Origin of the sequence: Flavobacterium sp. 2, from assembly GCF_049949195.1 — a bacterium.
Taxonomy (GTDB): Bacteria; Bacteroidota; Bacteroidia; order Flavobacteriales; family Flavobacteriaceae; genus Flavobacterium.
The window spans coordinates 4,907,274-4,928,734 of record NZ_CP188206.1 but is presented as its reverse complement, the minus strand read 5'-3'; the positions used below and the strand labels follow the sequence as shown (position 1 = coordinate 4,928,734).

Genomic DNA, 21,461 nt, shown 5'->3' with positions numbered 1-21,461 from the left:
TCAGAAATAAAAACTACTTTTAAAACCACTTCAAAAGCAACTTTTTTATAATGAATCAACGCCAACTTAAAACAAAATCACTTCTCTTATTTGTTATTACTTTAACTTTTACAAATTTTATATACGCTCAAAAAAACCATAATTTAATTGCAAAAGGCGCAGTTCTCACAAAACTATCCGATCAATTCAGTTTTACGGAAGGCCCTGCAACAGACAAGAAAGGAAATATTTATTTTACGGATCAGCCTAATAATAGAATCATGAAATGGTCGGTAAATGGCGAACTTTCTGTTTTTATGGAAAATGCGGGAAGGGCGAACGGTTTGTATTTTGATCACGCAGGCAACCTTTTGGCTTGCGCCGATGAAAAAAATGAACTTTGGAAAATTGACCAGAACAAAAATTATACAGTACTATTAAACAACTTCGAAGGGAAAAGACTTAATGGTCCCAATGATCTTTGGGTTGACCCAAAAGGCGGTATTTATTTTACAGATCCTTTTTACCAAAGGGATTATTGGAAACATACCTCCAAAGAAATTGAGAAAGAATGTGTTTACTATTTATCTCCGGATAAATCCAAAATTTTCAACGTTGGTAATGACCTTGTAAAACCGAATGGTATTATTGGAACTTCGGATGGAAAAACCTTATACGTAGCGGATATAGGTGCAAATAAAACGTATTCTTATACCATCGAAAGTAATGGTTCTTTAGGCAAAAAAATGCTTTTTACTGAATCAGGTTCAGATGGAATGACAATAGATGAATTCGGGAATATTTATTTATGCGGAAAAGGACTTACCGTATTCAATCCAAAAGGAGAAAAAATAGCCCATATTGATGTTCCTGAACCTTGGACAGCTAATGTTTGTTTTGGAGGAAAAAAATTTAAAACATTATTTATTACTGCCAGTAAAAGTGTTTATACGATAGAAATGAATGTTCGAGGAATGAAATAATCGTTCCTATTTCTCTTGTTTATTTTTAGCAATAATCAGAATTTTGATTGAAATTTTATTCGTTAATGAGAAAATCAGACTTTTTTCAGAATCAAAAAACTTCAAAATCATCTTAATTTGATTCGAATTTGGTTTCAATTTTGCTTAAAATGAAATTTTGCAAAAACACAAAACCTTTCGAAATGCCTTATTTTTCTAGTATTTTAATACTCTCTATGATTCAATAAGAAAATATTATGATAAAAATATTTCATTATCAGAAAAACTGCCATACATTTGCCTAACAGTGTTAAACAATTTAATACTAAATCAAAATGGCTAGTAAAGATCGAATTTTAAGACAAAAAGAAGAGACAAGAAGTAACATTCTTGGGGCTGCTTATGACATCGTAAAAGAAGACGGCTGGAATGGTTTGAGTATGCGCAAAATTGCTGACAGAATTGAATATACTGCCCCTATTATTTATGAATACTTTTCTAATAAAGATGCTATCTTGACTGAATTGACTGGTCAAGGGTTTATTAAACTGGCAAAAGAATTAGAAAAAGCGAAAGCAAAATTTGAAAAACCAGAAGAACAATTAGAAGCCATGTGGATGGCGTATTGGGATTTTGCCTTTACAGATACTGAAATGTATCAGGTAATGTTTGGTGTTCAGATGAACTGCTGTTCGCAACAATGTTCGCTTTCAGATTCGCCTTATATGATGTTCACGGCAGTTATTGCTGAAGTCATGAAAAGCAGCAATCCGGATCCGGAAATTATTAAACAAAAGTATTTTACTTTCTTTTCTATTATTCATGGTTTGATTGCTATCAACATCATCAACAGAAATGGAGCTTTGGAAAGTATCAACAATCAAATTTTGAAAGACGCTATTGGCGGTATTATCAAATCAATACAATAAAAAAAAATTTCAATTTCACTTAACAGTGTAAAATAATTTAAGGACAATTTAAAAATCCTTTTTTTTAGAAGTTTCACTTAACACTGTTAGAAAATTTAATTAACGTAATTAGAGCTTTTTTTTACTCTTTTACTTAACAGTGATAAATGATTTAATACCGATTTAAAGCAGAATCAAAAAAAACAGCTTACAATAAGAAAATTGCGCACTTAAACTTAACAACGTTAGATAATTTAATTAAATTAATTATGAATCCTGAGAATGTCAGAATGCAAAAGATTTTAAAACAAATGAATGTCCAACAAATTAAAACCAATATGAAAATGAAAAATGTAATTATAACCAGCTTTATTCTGGCATTAGTACTAAGCAGCTGTGCTGATAAAAATCAGACGCCTGCTGCTCCGCCTCCACCGGTTTTACCTGTGGCAGCAATTACAAGCGCTAACACAACTACTGACGCTGAATATCCTGCTTCTATACAAGGTACTGTTGACGTTGAAATTCGTCCGCAAGTAAGCGGGAACCTTGAAAGAGTTTATGTTGACGAAGGTGCTTATGTAACAAAAGGTCAAACTTTATTCAAAATAAACGAACGCCCTTTCCGCGAACAATTGAATAATGCTTTAGCAAATCTTCACGCAGCAGAAGCGGCTTTAATCAACGCTAATTTAGAAGTTGACAAATTGACTCCGTTAGTTCAAAATAAAGTAGTTTCAGACTATCAATTAAAAACGGCTAAAGCTTCACAAAAAATTGCTGCTGCAAATATCGAACAAGCAAAAGCAATGGTGGGTTCGGCTAGAATCAATTTAGGATATACTACAGTAACTGCTCCTGTAAGTGGCTACATTGGAAGATTACCTAAAAAACAAGGAAGTTTGGTTTCAGCTACAGATGTTGAACCTTTGACAAACCTATCAGATGTTCATGAAGTTTTTGCTTATTTCTCTCTTGGAGAAACTGATTTCATCAACTTCAAAGCACAATATGCAGGAAATACTATCGGCGATAAAATCAGAAAATTGCCTCCTGTAACTTTAGTTTTGGCAGATAACAATGCGTATCCTCAAACAGGAAAAATTGATATGGTTGACGGTCAGTTCGACAAAACTACCGGAGCGATTACGGTAAGAGCAACTTTCCCAAATGCAAACGGAATTTTACGTTCTGGAAATACAGGAAGAATCCGTTTAGGTGTGCAGCACGACGATGCGATTTTAGTACCACAATCGGCTACGGTTGAAATGCAGGATAAAATATTTGTATTCACTGTAAGCAAAGACAATAAAGTAAGCAAAATGCCTATCACGATTGCTGGTAAAAGCGGTGTTAACTATCTGATTAAAGATGGTGTAAAATCGGGAGATCAAATCGTTTTGAGCGGTATTGACAAACTTCAGGAAGGACAGGTTATTCAGCCTGAGAAATCAACTAAAGTTGCCCAAGTAATTAATCAAAAATAATAAAACGACAATGTTCAAAATATTTATACAAAGGCCTGTACTGGCAACCGTTATTTCCATTTTATTGGTAATTCTGGGAGTACTTGGCTTGACTAAATTGCCTTTACAGCAATTTCCTGATATTGCGCCTCCATCGGTTTTGGTAACGGCGGTATATCCGGGAGCAAACGCAGAAACTGTTTTGCGTTCTGTTGCACCTTCTTTGGAAGAATCTATAAATGGTGTAGAAAACATGACTTACATGAGTTCTACCGCGAGTAATGACGGTAGTTTGGCTATCACTGTTTTCTTCAAATTAGGAACAGATGCCGACCAGGCTGCAGTTAACGTTCAAAACAGAGTTGCTCAAGCAACCAGCCAACTTCCTGCAGAGGTTGTACAACAAGGTGTTATTACGGCGAAACAACAAAACAGTTTCATCATGGCGATTGGTATGTATACCGAAGATGAATCGAAATACGATCAGACTTTTGTTGCCAATTATGCACAGATTAATATTATTCCGGAATTAAAACGTATTCCAGGTGTTGGTTCTGCCAGTATTTTTGGTGGTGTAAAAGATTATTCTATGCGTGTTTGGTTAAATCCAACGCAAATGTCAACTTATAAAGTGACGCCAAACGAAATCATGAGCGCCATTCAGGATAAAAGTTTGGAAGCTGCTCCGGGTAAATTTGGTGAACGAAGCAAAGAAGTTTTTGAATATGTAATCAAATACAAAGGAAAATTAACCAAACCAGAGGATTATGAAAATATCGCTATTCGCTCTAATCCTGATGGTTCTGTTCTTCACTTAAAAGATGTTGCAAGAGTTGAATTAGGTGCTTATTCTTATAACAGTTTGACTCGTTTAAATGGTAAAAAAGGAGTTGTAATTGGAGTTATTCAGTTAGCGGGATCCAACTCAAATGATATTCAGATTGCCATCAATAAAATGATGGAAAAAGCCTCTAAAGATTTCCCAAAAGGAATAAAACATAATATTTTCTATAGTACAAAAGTATCGCTGGATCAATCCATTGAACAGGTTGAGCACACTTTATTAGAAGCTTTTATACTAGTATTTATTGTGGTATTTATTTTCCTTCAGGATTTTAGATCAACATTAATCCCGGCTATTGCTGTACCTGTAGCAATTTTAGGAACGTTCTTCTTCATGCAGTTATTCGGATTCTCGATCAACCTTCTAACGCTTTTCGCATTAATTCTAGCGATTGGTATTGTGGTGGATGACGCGATTGTCGTCGTAGAAGCCGTGCATGCGAAAATGGAGCATAAACATTTATCTCCAAAAGTAGCCACACATGAAGCAATGCACGAAATAACGGGTGCTATTATCTCGATTACGCTGGTAATGGCTGCTGTATTCCTGCCGGTTGGTTTTATGGAAGGCTCAACAGGAGTTTTCTATCGTCAATTTGCCTTTACTATGGCAATTGCAATTGTAATTTCGGCTGTTAATGCCTTGACGTTGTCTCCGGCACTTGCTGCATTATTTTTGAAAGATAATCACGGTGCTCACGATGCAAATGCACCTTATGTGAAAAAAGGATTTAAAGAGAAATTTTTTACCGCTTTCAATAGCAGTTTTGAATCGCTTACGAATCGTTATGTAGGCGGAATTAAATTCTTAATCAGAAAAAAATGGTTGAGTTTAGGTGGATTAGCTGCAATTACAATAGCAACTGTTATATTGGTAAAAACAACTCCAGCAGGATTTATTCCAACTGAAGATCAAGGATTTATTGCGATTGCAGTAAACACGCCATCTGGAACATCTCTTGACGGAACTCAAAAAGTAATGACGGAAGCAGAAAATACTTTAAGAGGTTTAGATGCATCACGATTTGTAACCGCAATTTCAGGTTTCAACTTATTGACAAATTCTACAAGCCCTTCTTCAGCAGTAGTTTTCGTATTGCTTAAACCAAATGAAGACCGAGGCGAAGTGAAAAACATCGACGAAATCATGAATCAGGTTCGTGGTAAATTGGGTAGTATTTCAGGCGGAAGTTTCTTCGTCTTCAGTTTCCCGACTGTTCCTGGATTTAGTAATGTTGAAGCTTTAGATTTAGTGCTTCAGGATAAAACCGGAGGAAAACTGGATAAATTCAGCGGAATTTCTCAGAATTTCATTGGAGAATTAATGAAACGTCCAGAAATTGCTGTAGCATTTACGAGTTTCAAAGCCGATTATCCACAATTACAATTGGATATTAATGATGAAAAAGCAAATCAGTTAGGCGTAAATGTAAAAGACATTTTACAAACGATGCAGACTTATTTTGGTAGTGCTCAGGCTTCCGATTTTAATAGATTCGGAAAATATTACCGAGTTGTAGTTCAGGCTGATATTGCTGACAGAGCTGATCCATCATCAATTGACAGAGTTTTTGTAAAAAACAAAACAGGCGAAATGGTTCCGATAAACACTTTAGTAAAACTGACTCGTGTTTATGGTTCTGAAACCGCTTCACGTTACAACTTATTCAACTCAATTTCGATTAATGCGATTCCGAAACCTGGATTTAGTTCTGGAGACGCTATTAAAGCAATTGAAGAAGTTGCAGCACAACAATTGCCTGCAGGTTATGGTTATGAATTTTCAGGACAAACTCGCGAAGAGATTTCTTCTGGAGGACAGTCGGCAACGATTTTCTTACTGTGTTTGATATTCGTCTATTTCTTACTTGCCGCACAGTATGAAAGTTATATTCTGCCATTGGCTGTAATCTTATCAATCCCTGCAGGTATTTTTGGAGTATTCGTAGCTATTGGTTTAACTGGAATCGAAAACAATATTTACGTTCAGGTTGCACTTGTCATGCTGATTGGACTTCTAGCGAAAAATGCCATTTTGATTGTGGAATTTGCGGTCCAAAAACGAAAATCAGGACAAGCTTTAGTACGAGCTTCAATCGACGCAGCAAAATTACGTTTGCGACCAATTATCATGACTTCCCTAGCCTTTGTGGTTGGTTTAGTGCCAATGATGAGTGCCAAAGGACCATCGGCTCAAGGAAATCATTCGATCAGTATTGGAGCAGCGGGCGGAATGCTTTCTGGAGTAATTCTCGGATTATTTATTATTCCGGTTTTATTCATCGTATTCCAACATTTACAAGAAAAAGTTACTGGAAAACCAGTAGCAGTAATTCATAACGAAGAAAAATAAATGGAAAACTATATAACGACAATCTTGGTGACCATAATAGTTGGCATCGCTTATATATCGTACAGAATCTCAAAAGATCTTGAAACTAGAAAAGATACTTGTACAGAAATCTAATAAAAAGACAATGAAAAATCATATAACCAAAATCGTGGTCTTCGCCATTCTGATCACGACCTTAATATCCTGTAAGGTATCAAAGGATATTGAAACACCAAAAGATGCATTTCCTGAGAATTTCAGGAATGCAGCTGTTTCAAAAGATACGGCAAGTATTGGCGATTTGGAGTGGAAAAATTTCTATACCGAAAAAGATATTGTTCAATTGATTGACAGCGCCATCGCAAGAAATAATGATTTGCAGATTGCTACTAAAAACATTGAAATTGCACAATACCGATTCACGCAGTCAAAATGGGGAAATATTCCTCAGATTAACTTAGCTGTAAATGCAAGTTCAAGCAATCCTTCAGATAATAGTTTTACGGGAATGAACTTAAATCAGGCTTTGGGTGCTAAACATATCGATGATTATTCGGCTGGAGCAACGCTTTCTTGGGAAGCTGATATTTGGGGGAAAATCAAAAATCAGAAAAAAGGTGCTTTTGCTGGATATCTTCAGTCTGAAGAAGTGAAAAAAGCTTTGCAAACAAATATAGTTGCCAATGTTTCAAGAGGATATTATAATCTTTTGATGTTGGATGCACAATTGGATATTGCAAGACAAAATCTGAAATTAAATGACAGTACAACCAACATCATCAAATTAAAATATGATGCTGGACAAACAACATCATTGGCAATTCAGCAATCTGAAGCGCAGAAATTAAACTCGGCGCAATTGATTCCGTTATTGGAACAAAATATTGCGATTCAGGAAAATGCTTTGAGTGTTTTAACTGGTTCGTTTCCAACATCAAAACAAAGAACAGTTCTTTTAAGTTCAGTTCCGGTTAAAAATAACAATGCAGTTGGAATTCCATCTTCATTAGTAAGCAGAAGACCTGATGTTAAAAGTGCTGAATTGGCTTTGAAAATTGCAAATGCAAACGTTGGAATCACTAAAGCCGATTTATATCCGACATTGAGAATTACAGCGCAAGGCGGAGTGAATTCTTTTGAAACCAGCAGTTGGTTTACAATTCCAGCTTCTTTGTTTGGAACCGTTGCCGGAGGTTTGACTCAACCTTTATTAAACAATAAAAAATTAAAAACGCAATATAATATCGCTGTTGCCGAAAGAGAAAAAGCAGTTTTAAATTTCAGACAATCGGTTTTGATTGCTGTAAGCGAAGTTGCTGATGCTTTGGTTGTAAACGAAAAATTGCAACAACAGGAAACTTTTCTTCAGGAAAAAGTGAAAACACTGCAACAAGCTATTAAAAATGCTAATCTGCTTTTCAAAAACGGAATGGCAGAATATCTTGAAGTTTTGACTGCACAGGCTAATTTATTACAAAGCGAATTAGAATTAGCAGACATAAAAAGACAACAATTAACAGCCAATACGGAACTGTATCGTGCACTCGGAGGCGGCTGGAAATAATACCCATACCCGTTAATTATTTATTTTTTGAGATGAAAACGCTGTGAGACTTTTTAGTTTCATGGCGTTTTTTTGTTTTTAACCGTAAAGGGAGCAATCCCGATAGCTATCGGGATACGCAAAGAACGCAAAAGCTTTTTTGAATTTCTCGCAAAGTCACGAAGTCGCAAAGGTTTATTTTTCACGTAGAATCTGCGTGAAATAAATACTTAAATAACTTTGCGTCTTTCCTCCCGATAGCTATCGGGATTGCGAGAGCTATTAATCTACCTTGCATCAAACAAAAAACTTGTTTAATTTTAGTCTATCGAAAAAGCAAAAATAAAATGACATCTGATCAACAGAATTACCTCAACAATCTAAAACTATACTTCGAAAGTTATGCCCCTATTTCTGAAAAGTCATGGAAATTGATTGAAAACCTGACACATTTCCAGACCATCAAAAAAGGGGAAATAGTATTAGAAAACGGGGAAATCTGCAAAAATCTTTATTTTATTGCAAAAGGAATTCTGCGAACTTTTATTACCGATGAACAAGGAAATTTCTATAACAAAAACCTTTTTTTCGAAAACAAACTTGCCTGCTCTAAAGTTTCATCAATACTGCAAACTCCTTCCAGCTTTACGATCGAAGCTTTAGAAGATTGTATTTTAATCACTCTTGATTACAAAAAATATACCCAGTTGATTAATGAAAATGATGATCTTAAAACCTTCTATATTGCCTATTTGGAAAAAAACTGGATTATTGAAAAAGAACAAAGAGAGATTGCTCTGGTTATGCAAAATGCAACTGAAAGATATTTAAGTTTCTTAGAGAAGCATCCCACTATTGCAGATCGCGTTCCATTATTGCATATTGCCTCGCATTTAGGCATTACACCAACACAATTAAGCCGAATTAGAAAAAATCTTGAAAAAGTTTTGTAAATCAACATATGTAAAGGCTTTCCTCACATTGCCCGTTTATCTTTGTTTTATAATTAATTTGATATTAAAATGAAAAATATAAAACGCATCAAAGATAACATTGACAATCTTACAACGCTTTGGAAAACGGTTGCTACTCCGCTCCTTTCTTACCATAAAAATGATCCTTTTGAATTTAGCCAAATAAAAAACTCAGGCTGGCCAAACCGATTATGGTTTCGAGAAGATATTACAGAAGAAAATCTTCCGCAAATTCTGGAAACAATTGAAAAAAATCCAGGTTTAGTGATTCCGTATTGGGATATTTTCGAAAGTAATTCAAATGAAATTCTTGAGAAAAACGGATTTGAAATTCGAAACCAACTTGTAGCAATGGCTTTAAAATTGGATGAAAAATTTCAACTTGAAAACAAGCTTACTTTCAAAAGAGTTTTAAAGGAAGAAGATGCCAAAACGTGGTCAGATATTTATCCGTTATCTTTTAATTATGTAATCAGTAAAGAAACATTGGTTTCAAATTATCAAAATGTAAAATTTTATCTCGTTCATTTCGAAGAAAAACCAATCGGAACCCTTACGCTTTTTCAAACTGAAAATGTCATGGGAATTCACGGAGTTGGTGTTATTCCAGAAATGCGTAAAAAAGGTTTTGCCGAAGAAATCATGAAATTTGCCATCAATGAAGCTATTGAAGCTGATTGCGAATATGCACAATTACAAGCATCAGCTTTAGGAAAAAACATTTACAGCAGATTAGGTTTTGAAGATTTGTTTAGGATTACGAATTATCAACATATGTAAATTCCAAATTTTAAAATCCAAATTCCAATATACTTATGATTGACCTTTGTCAAAGTTTAAAACTTTGACAAAGGTTTTTTTAATTATAAAACTCTAACACAACAATAAAAAGCCTCTGAAGCTTTGTCACTTTGAGCCTTTGAGCCTTTGAATTGTCTCAAATGCCCCTAAAATAGTCGTAAATGTGTATTTCGGAGAAAAATAAGTTTATTAAGTTTGTAAGACATTAACTAATAACTATTTAAAAAACAAAACCACATGAAAAAAGCAAAAATTATTTTTTGGACAACGACAATTCTAATTTTCTTATTCGAAGGAGTTATGCCCGCACTTACTTCGCAAACTGAATTGGCGAAAGAAGGAATCAGACATTTAGGTTATCCGGAATATTTTGGAAATGCTTTAGTCGTTTTCAAAGTATTGGGCGTTTTAGCGTTAGTCATTCCTCAAGTTCCAAAAAATGTAAAAGAATGGGCATACGCCGGATTCGGATTCGATTTTATCTTTGCTTCAATCAGCCATTTTGCAGTTGATGGAGTGAACTTTCAAAGTTTCTTCCCATTGATCATTTTACTGATTTTAGCCATTTCATATATCTATTATCATAAAATTGAGCGTTATAAAAATATAGCCTTATAACCTTGTGTTGTGATGATTGAGGTTTTCAAAACAAATGTTCAGGAAGTTGAACAATCTAATTTGATTGTGGGGAAACTTCTTGAACATTTTCCAAACAGCATTATCAATTTTGATTTAGAAGATTGCGATAAAATTCTTCGTATTCAAGCATCATCCATTTGCAATACCAGCGTAATTGAACTTCTAAATTCCTGCGGATACCATTGCGAAACACTTCTTTAAATTCATAATTAACTGAATTACAAAATATTAAAAATAAAATTGTAATTTTAATTTACTTAATTTTTTGAAAAAATGAATATTCCAGCAGAACACCAAACGATAATGCCTTATTTAATTTTGCAAGGCGCATCTAAATTTATAGATTTCACAAAAAATGTCTTTGGAGCAGCTGAAACCAGTTCCAAATCCCTTCGCGAAGACGGAACCATTATGCACGCCGAAATTACACTCAACGGAAGCACCATAATGATTACCGATGAAACAACAGACTGGGCGAAACAAAATGCAAACTTGTTTGTTTATGTTCCAAATGCTGATGAAACATATAAAAAAGCTTTAGAAAACGGAGCCACTTCTTTAATGGAATTAAGCAATCAGGATTATGGAAGAACCTGTGGCGTAACTGATCCGTTTGGAAATGTCTGGTGGATTACATCAGTAAATTGATTAACTTAAAAATCAATAATATGAAAACCGAAGTTCAAAAGAATATTGTTGAAACATTCAAAAAATTAAACGAAATAGTTTCTTCTTTTTCAGAAGAAGAATTTAACACAATTCCTTATAAAGACGGCTGGACCGCAGGACAAACAACGCAACATATTATACTTGCCTGTTCTGGTTATCCAAAGTTATTTGGGGGAAATAAAGAAAAAACTATTCGAAAATATGATGAATTTGTATCGCAATTGGATTCTATTTTTCTCAATTTTAATACTAAAATGAGCTCTCCAGAGTTTCTTATACCCGAAAAAAAAGATTACAATAAAAATTCATTAACTTTATCCATCTTAAAAATAGAATCGGATTTGCTTGAGGAAACTGAAAAGCATGATTTAACCCAAACTTGTCTGGATTTTCATGTTCCGGGTTTTGAAAATTTCACGATTTATGAATGGATTCATTTTGCACTCGTACATACGCAAAGACATACACACCAATTAAATTCTATTTTTAAAATGCTGACCAAAATATAATTCCAAAGCTTCAAATCAACCAAAACCTATTTATATGAAATCAAAAAGCGGAGCAATTTTTATTACAGGATTAATTACCGGAACTCTCGACGTTGTTGCTGCAATTACTATTTATGCCGGAATTCTCAACAAAACGACCGGAGTTAAAATTTTACAATCCATTGCAAGCGGTATCTTTAAAAAAGAAGCCTATTCTGGAGGTTCACAAATGGCATTATATGGGTTATTATTGCATTATTTTATAGCTTTTACCTTTACTTGGTTTTATTTTACTGTTTACCCTTATTTTTCATTTTTGAAAAAAAACACAATAATATCTGGAATTGTTTACGGCATTTTTGTTTGGATTATAATGAATCTTGTAGTTCTTCCGGTTGTATTTCCAGTTTTGCCAGAAAAACATTTAGATTTTCCGTTATTCTTATCCATGATAATTTTGATCTGCTGCATTGGAATTCCGATAGCCTTCCTTCACAAAAAATATCTATCATTTCGACAATAGCTTGACAACAAAATATAAAATTAAAAAAAGCGAAACCTAATAATTTAGGTTTCGCTTTTTTGTTTTCTAGTTACAACTTTTTTAATGCGTTATTTTTATCTTTCCAATTATTACGGTTATATAGCATAATATTGAAAATACAATAAACAGCGCCTGGCAAAACAAGGATTGATCATTTCCCATTGTCCCAAATCCCAAGATTCCCGCTATTAAAGCGAGTACAACAAAAGTAACTGTCCAATGTGTCATACTTCATGATTTTATTTGTTAATAAAATTTTCATAGTCTTTTTATTATTTTTCAAAGGTAATTTCTGAACAGATTTTCATTAACTCTAAAAGTTTTTTTATTAACGCATTAGGATTTTACTATACTCGCTCAAAACGTTTTACAATTCACGAATAGCTGTTACAAAATTCCCACACAAATGTTTTTGAGTTAACTTTTTGATCGATTGGATTAATCGTCGCTTAGTTCCTAAAGTAATTTTAGATAAAATTTTTTAGTACTATGGAAATAGCAACGGTTCAAAGCATTACAGCTACAAAACATGGCATCATTTTAGAAAAAACGGAACGCTCTTTTGAAGAATTAGGTGTTTTAAATCCTGCTATTTATCAAGATGGAAATAACATTCATATGTTTTACAGAGCTGCAAAAAGAGGTAACTTTTCAACGATTGGATATTGCAGATTTGAGGGACCAAAAACATTAGTGGAGCGCCATACAGAGCCAATTTTTGTTCCTGAATATATTTATGAAATCCACGGCGTCGAAGACCCCAGAATTACAAAAATTGATGATACGTTTTATATGACGTATGTGACATACGACGGAATAAATGCATGTGGCGCTTTGGCAACATCAAAAGATTTAATCAAGTTCAAAAAAAAAGGAATAATAACGCCTAAATTTATTTTACACGATTTTACAAATCTGATTAGAAGACACTTACAAAACCCAAGTATAGCAAGAATATTAGCTTTCAATACAGCAAGAAATTATCCCCTAACGGAAACAATGAAGGAAAATTTGTTTGTTTGGGATAAAAATGTAGTCCTTTTTCCTAAGAAAATTGGTGGAAAATTTATAGCTTTACACAGATTGTTTCCTTCCATTCAGATTGTCTCTTTTGAGAAAAAAAGTGACTTGACAGTTGAATTCTGGAAAGAATACATCAAAAACTTACCAGACCATATTATTCTGGAACCAAAATTTGACCACGAAACCAGTCATATTGGTCCAGGCGCCCCACCAATTGAAACCAAAGATGGTTGGCTGCTGATTTATCATGCAGCTGAAAGACGAGAAAAAGGTTTGGTATATCATGCCTGCGCTGCTTTATTGGATCTTAATAATCCGGCAAAAGTGCTGTCAAGATTGACAAAACCTATCATTACGCCTTCAGAACATTACGAACGACACGGTTATGTAAATTATGTAGTTTTTCCAACCGGAACAGCCATTTTTGATGACCTTCTATATATTTATTACGGTGCTGCCGATGACAAAATTGCGGTGGCTTCACTGAACTTGAACGACTTATTAACCGAATTAAAACAGAATCCCCATGAAGACGATATCAAATAAATCGAAAATAGTTTTTCTTTCTACTTTTCCTCCAACTCAATGTGGAATAGCAACTTATACACAAGATACAATTAAAGGAATCACAGATGTTTATGGTAAATCAATCAAATGCGAAATATGTGAGCTTGTTGATAAACCAAAAGAAAAACCTACACAGGCATTTACTTTAAACACAAAAAACAGAGAGGAATATGCTAAAACAGCTGAAGAAATCAATAAAGATGAAGCAGTAAAATTAGTTCATATTCAACATGAATTTGGTTTGTTTTCAGGGAATTATGGAGATTATATTTTAGACTTTTTAAATGCGATTAAAAAACCGGTTACTTTTACTTTTCATAGTGTAATTCCAAATCCGAATAATGATTTAAAAACGTTTGTAAAACTGCTATTGAGTTACAGCAATTCGGTTTTTGTAATGACAAATAAATCAAAAGAAATTTTGATTGAGGATTATGAAATCGATGAAAAAATAATCACCTACGTACCACACGGAACTCATATCGTGGTTTATGAAACTCCAGCTCAGGCAAAAGAAAAATTAAATATTCAGGATCGATTAGTGCTTTCTACATTTGGCCTTTTAGGGGAAGGAAAAAACATAGAAACGGGATTGCAGGCGCTTCCAAAAATTATTGAAAAAGCACCAAATGCGCTTTACTTAATAATTGGAAAAACGCACCCAAATTTAATTAAAGATGGCGTAGATACTTACCGAGATAAACTTGAAGCAATTGTTGCGGATTTAAAACTTGAAAACAACGTTCGTTTCATTAACCAATATTTAGATACTGATGAACTTTTAGATTATCTAAAAGCAACAGATATTTACATGTTTACTTCTAAAGATCCAAATCAGGCAGTAAGTGGCACATTTGCTTATGCGATGAGCTGTGCTTGTCCGATTGTTGCTTCAAAAATTCCGCATACAAGAGAAGTTTTAACGCCAGATTCAGGAATATTAGTTGATATTGGAAATGTCGATCAATTTGCCGAAGCAGCAATAAAACTGATTTCGGATGAAAATTTAAGAAACGAAATGGGAATCCAATCGTTTACTAAAATGCGCGCTTCTTCTTGGGAAAATGCCGCCATTACGCACATTAATACCTATAAAAAATTAATAGAAAATCCATCGGAAATCAAATACAGTTATCCTGAAATTCGTTTGAATCATATTAAAAAACTGACTACAGAACTTGGTATTATTCAGTTCAGCAAAATTTCTGTTCCCGATTTAGATTCAGGCTATACTTTAGATGATAATGCACGAGCATTAATTGCTTTTTGCATGCATTATAAACTGACTCAGGATAAAGATGATTTACCTTATATTTTAATCTATTTAGATTTTATTCAGCGTTGTCAAAAACCAAAAGGAGATTTCATCAATTATGTCGATCAGGAAAACCGAGAGCATATTGAACAAAATGCCGAAGTTAATTTAGAAGATTCGAATGCAAGAGCAATCTGGGCGTTAGGAACTGTAGTTTCTCTTTCAGATATGCTTCCGGAAGCTATTATTAAAAAAGCAACAAAATGTTTATTGAATTCATTAAAATGGGCAGAAACTATTCAGTCACCACGTTCTATTGGATTTGCTACTAAAGGTTTGTATTTGTATCACACTGCAATTCCTAATTTATATGTAGCAGCCATAATCAATAAACTAAATGCAAAATTGCTGGCAAATTATGAAGACACAGCAACTGAAGAGTGGCAATGGTTTGAAAATTATTTAACATACGGAAATGGAATTCTGCCAGAATCAATGCTTTATGCCTATTTAATCACAAATAAACCTGTCTACAAAAAAGTAGCATTAGACTCATTAGATTTCTTGATTTCTAAAACATTTGCAAATGGCAATTTTAAAGCAATTTCAAATCAAAGCTGGCATCATAAAGGTTCTGAACCGCATGAATATGGAGAACAGCCTATTGATGTTACATATACAATTCAAACATTAAACACTTTCTATAACGCTTTTAAAACACCGCATTACAAAAAGAAAATGAAAGCCGCCTTTAACTGGTTTTTAGGCAAAAATCATTTAAATCAAATTATGTACAATCCGGTGAGCGGTGGTGGTTATGACGGACTTGAAAAAGAAAATGTTAACTTAAATCAAGGTGCAGAATCAACTGTATGTTTTCTTACGGCAAGATTATTAATGGAAAAATTAGCTTTGTCGCAGTCCCGAGTTATTCCGCTTATGAAATCGAGAACTGGAATCGCAATCAACTCATAAATTCAAACAGCAAAGCTGACCAAAATTCTTTTTAAACCCTTAAAATCCCTTTCTCAATGAAAGGGATTTTTTGTTTTAAGGCCTCAAAAACGTCATTCCCAGCGAATTATTGTATTCTAATGAAAATTATATAAGCTTCCAAAAAAGTTGTGTAAAAGATTTTAACAAGTATTAGGGTAACTTTCATGTATAATTACAAAAGGCATATAAAACTGTTAAAAAACTGATTTGCAATATGTTTTAACTCTAAAACGACATTATTTTGATTCTCAGCTTAAAAAATACATTCGCACAAATTGGAAATGCAACCGTGTTTGCATCGCGTTTTTTTAAGGAGCTTATAATTCCTCCCTATGAGGGAAAAGAGTTCTTAAAACAATGTTATGTCATTGGTTACAAATCATTGCCTTTGGTTGCTATAACAGGTTTTATAATGGGTTTGGTTTTAACCATTCAGTCAAGACCTACTTTAGTAACTTTTGGTGCCGAAAGCTGGCTTCCTGGAATGGTTGCACTTTCCTTGATTCGTGAAATTGCACCCGTGATTACGGCTCTAATTTGTGCCGGAAAAATTTCATCCGGAATTGGTGCTGAACTTGGTTCGATGAAAGTGACAGAACAAATAGATGCTATGGAAGTTTCGGCAATCAATCCTTATAATTATTTAGTTGTAACGCGAATTTTAGCCTGTACGTTAATGGTTCCAATATTGGTATTTTTTGCAGATGCGGTTGGAATTGTGGGCGGTTATGCGGGAATCAATATTCATGGCGATGTGACTTTCCGTCGTTATTTAACGCAGATTATACAATCATTAGAATTTCTAGATGTAATTCCGGCAACAATCAAAACTTTTTTCTTCGGTTTTTTCATCGGAATGATTGGCTGTTTTAAAGGATTTAATGCCGCAAACGGAACTGAAAGTGTGGGACGAGCAGCAAACTCAGCAGTAGTTACAGCTTCTTTAAGCATATTTATTATTGATATGGTGGCCGTACAGATAACCGATTTATTTTTTTAAGATGATTAAGGAAAAGAAAAATATCGACACAAAATCAAAAGAGAAAAAACAGACTCCAATCATTGAGATCAAGAATCTGCGCAAAACTTTTGGCAAAGACAACGAAGTTCTGAAAGGCGTGAATCTTACCGTCAATAAAGGTGAAGATTTGGTGATTTTAGGCCGTTCTGGTTCTGGAAAATCAGTTACAATAAAATGTATTGTGGGCTTGATTGAACCTGATCAGGGCGAAATAACTGTTTTTGATGAAAATTTACTGGATCTCTCAAAAGAAGAATTAAATAAAATGCGGGTTCGAATTGGTTTTTTATTTCAAAGCGGTGCGCTTTACGATTCAATGTCGGTTAGAGAAAATCTGGCTTTTACATTACGTGCACATAGAAGAGATTTAACCGAAGAAGAAGTTGAAAATGAAGTTATAGAAGCCCTTGACAGTGTTGGTTTAGGCGATGCAATTGATAAAATGCCTGCCGAATTATCTGGCGGAATGCGAAAAAGAATTGGTTTAGCAAGAACACTGATTTTAAAACCGGAAATCATTCTATACGATGAACCGACTACAGGATTAGACACAATTACGTCGCGAGAAATAAGCGAACTTATTCTGGATATAAAACACAAACAAAAAACTTCATCGATAATAATTACGCACGATATGGCCTGCGCCAAAATGACTGCAGACAGAATTATGGTTTTAAAAGATGGTGTTATCCATGCTGAAGGAACTTATGAAGAATTAGAAAAAGACGAGGACGAATGGGTACGCTCATTTTTTGAATAAAGCAAAATAAATTGTAGAAATCATGGAAAAGGAATCTGGATATACTTGGAAATTAGGAATGTTTGTATCAGTTGGTCTGCTACTGTTTATTATGGCCATTTATTTTATTGGAAAACAAAAAAATCTATTTGGCCAAACTTTTCACATTAGCTCAAAATTTAAAACGGTAAGCGGTTTAGAAGTTGGGAACAATGTTCGTTTTTCCGGAATCAACATTGGGACTGTAGAAGAAATCAGAATTATAAACGATTCTTCTGTTGTTGTTTCAATGGTTATAAAAGATGAAATACGCAAATTCATAAAAACCGATGCTCGCGCTAGCATTGGATCAGACGGATTAATGGGCGACAAAGTACTGACAATTTCTCCAGGTCCCAAATCAACAAAAATCATTGAAGACAACGGCGCCATAGCATCAATTGATGGTATAGAAATGAATGATATCATGAAAAGCGTCAAAAAAAGCGTTGATAATGTTGGCGTAATTTCTGAAGAATTAGCCATTTTCAGCCACAGTATGAACAACGGAAATGGTGCTTTAGCAAGATTAGTAAGAGATGATAAAATGGCAAATAGTGTTACAAATACGCTTTCAAATTTAGAAAGTGGCACTAAAGGTTTCAGCGAAAATATGGAAGCTGCAAAAAGCAATTTCCTTTTTAGAGGCTACTTCAAGAAAAAAGAGAAAGAAAAAGCTAAAAAGCAAGAAGAAATTAAAGAGAAGCAGGAAGAACAGCAAGAAAAAGCTGCGAAAGAAGAAAAAGAAAAGCAAGAAAAAGCTAAAGAAGAAAAAGAAAAACAGGAAAAACAAAAAGCCGAAGAAGCTAAAAAAGAGCCTGAAAAAAAACAATAAAATTTCTACGCCATGAAAACTTCGTATAAAAATATAAGCCTTAAAATTTTAAAATGGACAGGAATAACCATAGCAGGAGTTTTGTTATTGTTGTTTTTGATTCCGCTTTTATTCCCTGGAAAAGTTGCCTCTGAAGTTAAAAAAATTGCCAATGAACGTTTAGATACCAAATTGGATTTTTCGAAATCTAAACTTTCTTTTTTTACTCATTTTCCGTCATTGACTGTTTCATTAGATGATTTATCGATGACAGGATCAGCTCCTTTCAGCAATGATACTTTACTGAAAGCCGAACAAGTTGCATTTGGAATAAACCTGAAAAGATTGATTTTTGACAATGAAGTTAAAATCAACAAATTGTACGTTACTGATGCTTTAATTAATATAATGGTCAACCAAAAAGGACAAGCCAACTACAATATTTATATCGCGCCAGAAGATCGAAAAGATGAAAAAAATGATCCAAATGCACCTGAAGAAGGAACTGCAATTCGGTTAGAAAGAATTGATCTTAAAAACTGTCATGTAAAATACAATGATCGTTCGGCGAAGATTTTAGTTGATGCGAAAGGCTTTAATTATATCGGAAAAGGAAATCTGAGCGAAGATATTTTTGATTTAAATACAAATGCAAAAATTGACAATCTCGATTTCTTTTATGATCGGACCGGCTATTTACGAAGAAAAAATGTCAGCGCCGATTTAATCACCCGAATCAATACGCACGCTCTTTCGTTTATTCTTCAAAAAAATGAACTTCATATCAATAAACTGCCCTTAAAATTTACAGGGCTTTTTACGATTTTAAAAGATGGCTATAAAATCAATATTAAAGCCGCTTCAGAAAATACTACCGTAAAAGATTTATTATCTGTAATGCCTCCGGAATATTTGACCTGGCTGGAAAAAACTGAAGTTTCCGGTCGAAGCGATTTGCTTTTCACATTTAAAGGAAATTACAATGTCGCCAAAAAACAAAAACCAAATTTAGCTTTCAATCTAAAAATCGATAATGGCGCTGTAAATTATAAAAATGCTCCTGTTCCGCTGACTGATTTTCAAATGGATCTGAATGCGATTTTGCCTGAACTAGACATGGAGCAATTATTGGTCAATCTTCGAACTTTTAAATTTAAAGTAGGCGAAAAAGATTATTTCAATGCTTACTTACACAGCAAAGGTTTTAATGAAATGATGATTGATGCAAGCGTAAAAGGCGCATTGGATCTCGCTGTTGTTGACGCCGCATTAGGCTTGAATTCTCTTGAATTAAAAGGAATTTTAAAAACTAATATTCAGGCTAAAGGCCATTTCAGCACTTCAAAAAAACTATTTCCAAAAACCATTGGCGGTATCGCACTACATAACGGCTGGCTCAAAACCGACTCCTATCCTAACCCAATTACTGATATCACTTTTGTGGCCAATGTGCTCAATAAAGCGGGAACATATCAGGATTTAATTGTGGCAGTTGCGCCGGCATCCTTTGTTTTTGAGGGAAATCCGATGTATGTAAACGCAACGCTTTCTGATTTTAATGATTTGGCTTACAATGCAAAAATCAAAGGAGAGCTGAATGTTGGCCGAATTTATCAGGTTTTCTCTCAAAAAGGAATTGACGTTACTGGTTATGCAAAAGCTGATCTTTCACTTAAAGGAAAACAAAGTTATGCGACGACCGGACAATATGATAAGTTGGACAATCGAGGAACACTTTTGCTGAAAAACATTAAAGCAACATCAGAACTTTTTCCGAAGGCTTTCTTCATCAAACAAGGAAATTTCCGCTTTCAAAATGAAAAAATGTGGTTTGAGAAATTCAATGCTTCATATGGAAAATCAGATTTTGATATTAATGGATATCTTTTAAACACCATCAACTATTTCCTTGAATCACACGGAACTTTGAGCGGGAATTTCAACATGAAATCAAAACTGATTAATGTTGATGAATTTATGGCACTTGAAAAAGGCGAAAATAAAGACCGAAATATTGAAGTCGAATATGCTAAAGAAGATCATCCGAAAATGAGCGGTGTTGTAATTGTTCCTAAAAACCTAAATGTTTCGCTTAACGCCAATGCCGATAAAGTGGAATACAACGGATTGGTTTTAAACAAACTTTCGGGAAAAGTGGGTATAGCAAAAGAAGGTTTTTATTTAGAAAAAGCCACTTTTAATATCATCGACTGTATCCTTGGAATTGATGCTTCTTATAAAGATGAATCACCAACTTCGGCACATTTTGATGCTCATTTTACGGCCAAAGATTTTAGCGTTCAGCGTGCGTACAAAGAAATTCCGATGTTTCATGATATGGTAACCGTTGCCGAAAAAGCGCAGGGAATTATTTCTGTGGATTATAAAGTGAAAGGCGATTTAAACGGAAATATGGGGCCAATTTATGAATCACTTGAAGGTGGTGGAACCATAAACTTACGTGATGTTCAGGTTAAAGGATTGAAATTATTTGATGGAATCAGCTCAAAAACAGGACAAAAAGGTTTAGATAATCCAGATATGAAAGGAATCGAAATCAATTCTACCATTGACAATAACTTAATATTTATAGAACCTTTTACTTTTTCCGTTGCCAGTTTTAGACCAACGATTAAAGGTACTACGAGTTTTGATGGTTTATTGGATTTAAGAATGCGTTTAGGACTTCCGCCGTTTGGAATAATTGGATTTCCAATTGTCATCACCGGAACACATGAAGATCCAAAAATTAAAATTTTCAGCAAAACAGGACAAAAAATTGATGAAGCTGTTTATGATGAAAAACACAACAAAGTAATCAAGGAAGAAAAAGTAAGTAAAACCAAAAAGTAAATTTCT

Annotated in this window: 18 protein-coding genes; all 18 read left to right on the top strand. The window is 34.1% G+C overall.

From position 1 onward, the window contains the following. Nucleotides 1–50 precede the first annotated feature (50 nt). The 18 genes from ACNFIH_RS21445 (at nt 51) to ACNFIH_RS21360 (ending at nt 21,455) form a co-directional block, all read left to right on the top strand. Nucleotides 51–962 (top strand): SMP-30/gluconolactonase/LRE family protein, encoded by a 912-nt coding sequence (locus ACNFIH_RS21445; protein WP_426484710.1) that lies wholly within the window; start codon nt 51–53, stop codon nt 960–962. A 314-nt stretch (nt 963–1,276) separates the two neighbouring features. Continuing rightward, entirely contained in the window at nt 1,277–1,870 is a 594-nt protein-coding gene (locus ACNFIH_RS21440) for a TetR/AcrR family transcriptional regulator (RefSeq protein ID WP_035650984.1), read from the top strand. 248 nt (nt 1,871–2,118) lie between these two features. After that, complete coding sequence (locus ACNFIH_RS21435) at nt 2,119–3,336, top strand: efflux RND transporter periplasmic adaptor subunit (RefSeq protein WP_142452161.1); 1,218 nt, start codon at nt 2,119–2,121, stop codon at nt 3,334–3,336. A 10-nt stretch (nt 3,337–3,346) separates the two neighbouring features. Further along, nucleotides 3,347–6,511, top strand: a complete 3,165-nt coding sequence (locus tag ACNFIH_RS21430) for an efflux RND transporter permease subunit (RefSeq protein ID WP_426484709.1) — start codon at nt 3,347–3,349, stop codon at nt 6,509–6,511. Nucleotides 6,512–6,635: 124 nt separating this feature from the next. Then, nucleotides 6,636–8,054 (top strand): TolC family protein, encoded by a 1,419-nt coding sequence (locus tag ACNFIH_RS21425; RefSeq protein ID WP_426484708.1) that lies wholly within the window; start codon nt 6,636–6,638, stop codon nt 8,052–8,054. A gap of 326 nt (nt 8,055–8,380) precedes the next feature. Further along, a complete protein-coding gene (locus ACNFIH_RS21420) occupies nt 8,381–8,986 on the top strand; it encodes a Crp/Fnr family transcriptional regulator (protein WP_426484707.1) in 606 nt (201 codons plus the stop codon). A gap of 69 nt (nt 8,987–9,055) precedes the next feature. After that, nucleotides 9,056–9,787 carry a GNAT family N-acetyltransferase gene (locus tag ACNFIH_RS21415; RefSeq protein ID WP_426484706.1) on the top strand — a complete coding sequence of 244 codons (732 nt, stop codon included), beginning with the start codon at nt 9,056–9,058 and terminating at the stop codon, nt 9,785–9,787. A 258-nt stretch (nt 9,788–10,045) separates the two neighbouring features. Next, nucleotides 10,046–10,426 carry a DoxX family protein gene (locus tag ACNFIH_RS21410; RefSeq protein WP_035650975.1) on the top strand — a complete coding sequence of 127 codons (381 nt, stop codon included), beginning with the start codon at nt 10,046–10,048 and terminating at the stop codon, nt 10,424–10,426. Between the two features lie 12 nt (nt 10,427–10,438). Beyond that, entirely contained in the window at nt 10,439–10,648 is a 210-nt protein-coding gene (locus ACNFIH_RS21405) for a hypothetical protein (protein WP_426484705.1), read from the top strand. A gap of 72 nt (nt 10,649–10,720) precedes the next feature. Further along, the gene (locus ACNFIH_RS21400; protein WP_426484704.1) at nt 10,721–11,095 is read left to right on the top strand and encodes a VOC family protein; all 375 of its coding nucleotides are present in this window, start codon (nt 10,721–10,723) and stop codon (nt 11,093–11,095) included. Between the two features lie 20 nt (nt 11,096–11,115). Continuing rightward, nucleotides 11,116–11,625 (top strand): DinB family protein, encoded by a 510-nt coding sequence (locus ACNFIH_RS21395; RefSeq protein WP_426484703.1) that lies wholly within the window; start codon nt 11,116–11,118, stop codon nt 11,623–11,625. Between the two features lie 34 nt (nt 11,626–11,659). Then, a complete protein-coding gene (locus ACNFIH_RS21390; RefSeq protein WP_426484702.1) occupies nt 11,660–12,127 on the top strand; it encodes a DUF1440 domain-containing protein in 468 nt (155 codons plus the stop codon). Between the two features lie 510 nt (nt 12,128–12,637). Continuing rightward, nucleotides 12,638–13,717 (top strand): pesticidal protein Cry7Aa, encoded by a 1,080-nt coding sequence (locus ACNFIH_RS21385; RefSeq protein WP_426484701.1) that lies wholly within the window; start codon nt 12,638–12,640, stop codon nt 13,715–13,717. Next, nucleotides 13,698–15,968 carry a glycosyltransferase gene (locus ACNFIH_RS21380; RefSeq protein WP_426484700.1) on the top strand — a complete coding sequence of 757 codons (2,271 nt, stop codon included), beginning with the start codon at nt 13,698–13,700 and terminating at the stop codon, nt 15,966–15,968. Before ACNFIH_RS21385 ends, ACNFIH_RS21380 begins: the two co-directional genes overlap by 20 nt. Nucleotides 15,969–16,230: 262 nt before the next feature. Next, the gene (locus ACNFIH_RS21375) at nt 16,231–16,989 is read left to right on the top strand and encodes an MlaE family ABC transporter permease (RefSeq protein ID WP_426484699.1); all 759 of its coding nucleotides are present in this window, start codon (nt 16,231–16,233) and stop codon (nt 16,987–16,989) included. Between the two features lies 1 nt (nt 16,990). Then, complete coding sequence (locus ACNFIH_RS21370) at nt 16,991–17,770, top strand: ABC transporter ATP-binding protein (protein WP_426484698.1); 780 nt, start codon at nt 16,991–16,993, stop codon at nt 17,768–17,770. A 22-nt stretch (nt 17,771–17,792) separates the two neighbouring features. Continuing rightward, nucleotides 17,793–18,623 (top strand): MlaD family protein, encoded by an 831-nt coding sequence (locus tag ACNFIH_RS21365; protein ID WP_426484697.1) that lies wholly within the window; start codon nt 17,793–17,795, stop codon nt 18,621–18,623. A 12-nt stretch (nt 18,624–18,635) separates the two neighbouring features. Beyond that, nucleotides 18,636–21,455, top strand: coding sequence for an AsmA-like C-terminal region-containing protein (locus tag ACNFIH_RS21360; protein ID WP_426484696.1), 2,820 nt, complete (start codon nt 18,636–18,638; stop codon nt 21,453–21,455). The last annotated feature ends 6 nt before the right edge of the window (nt 21,456–21,461 follow it).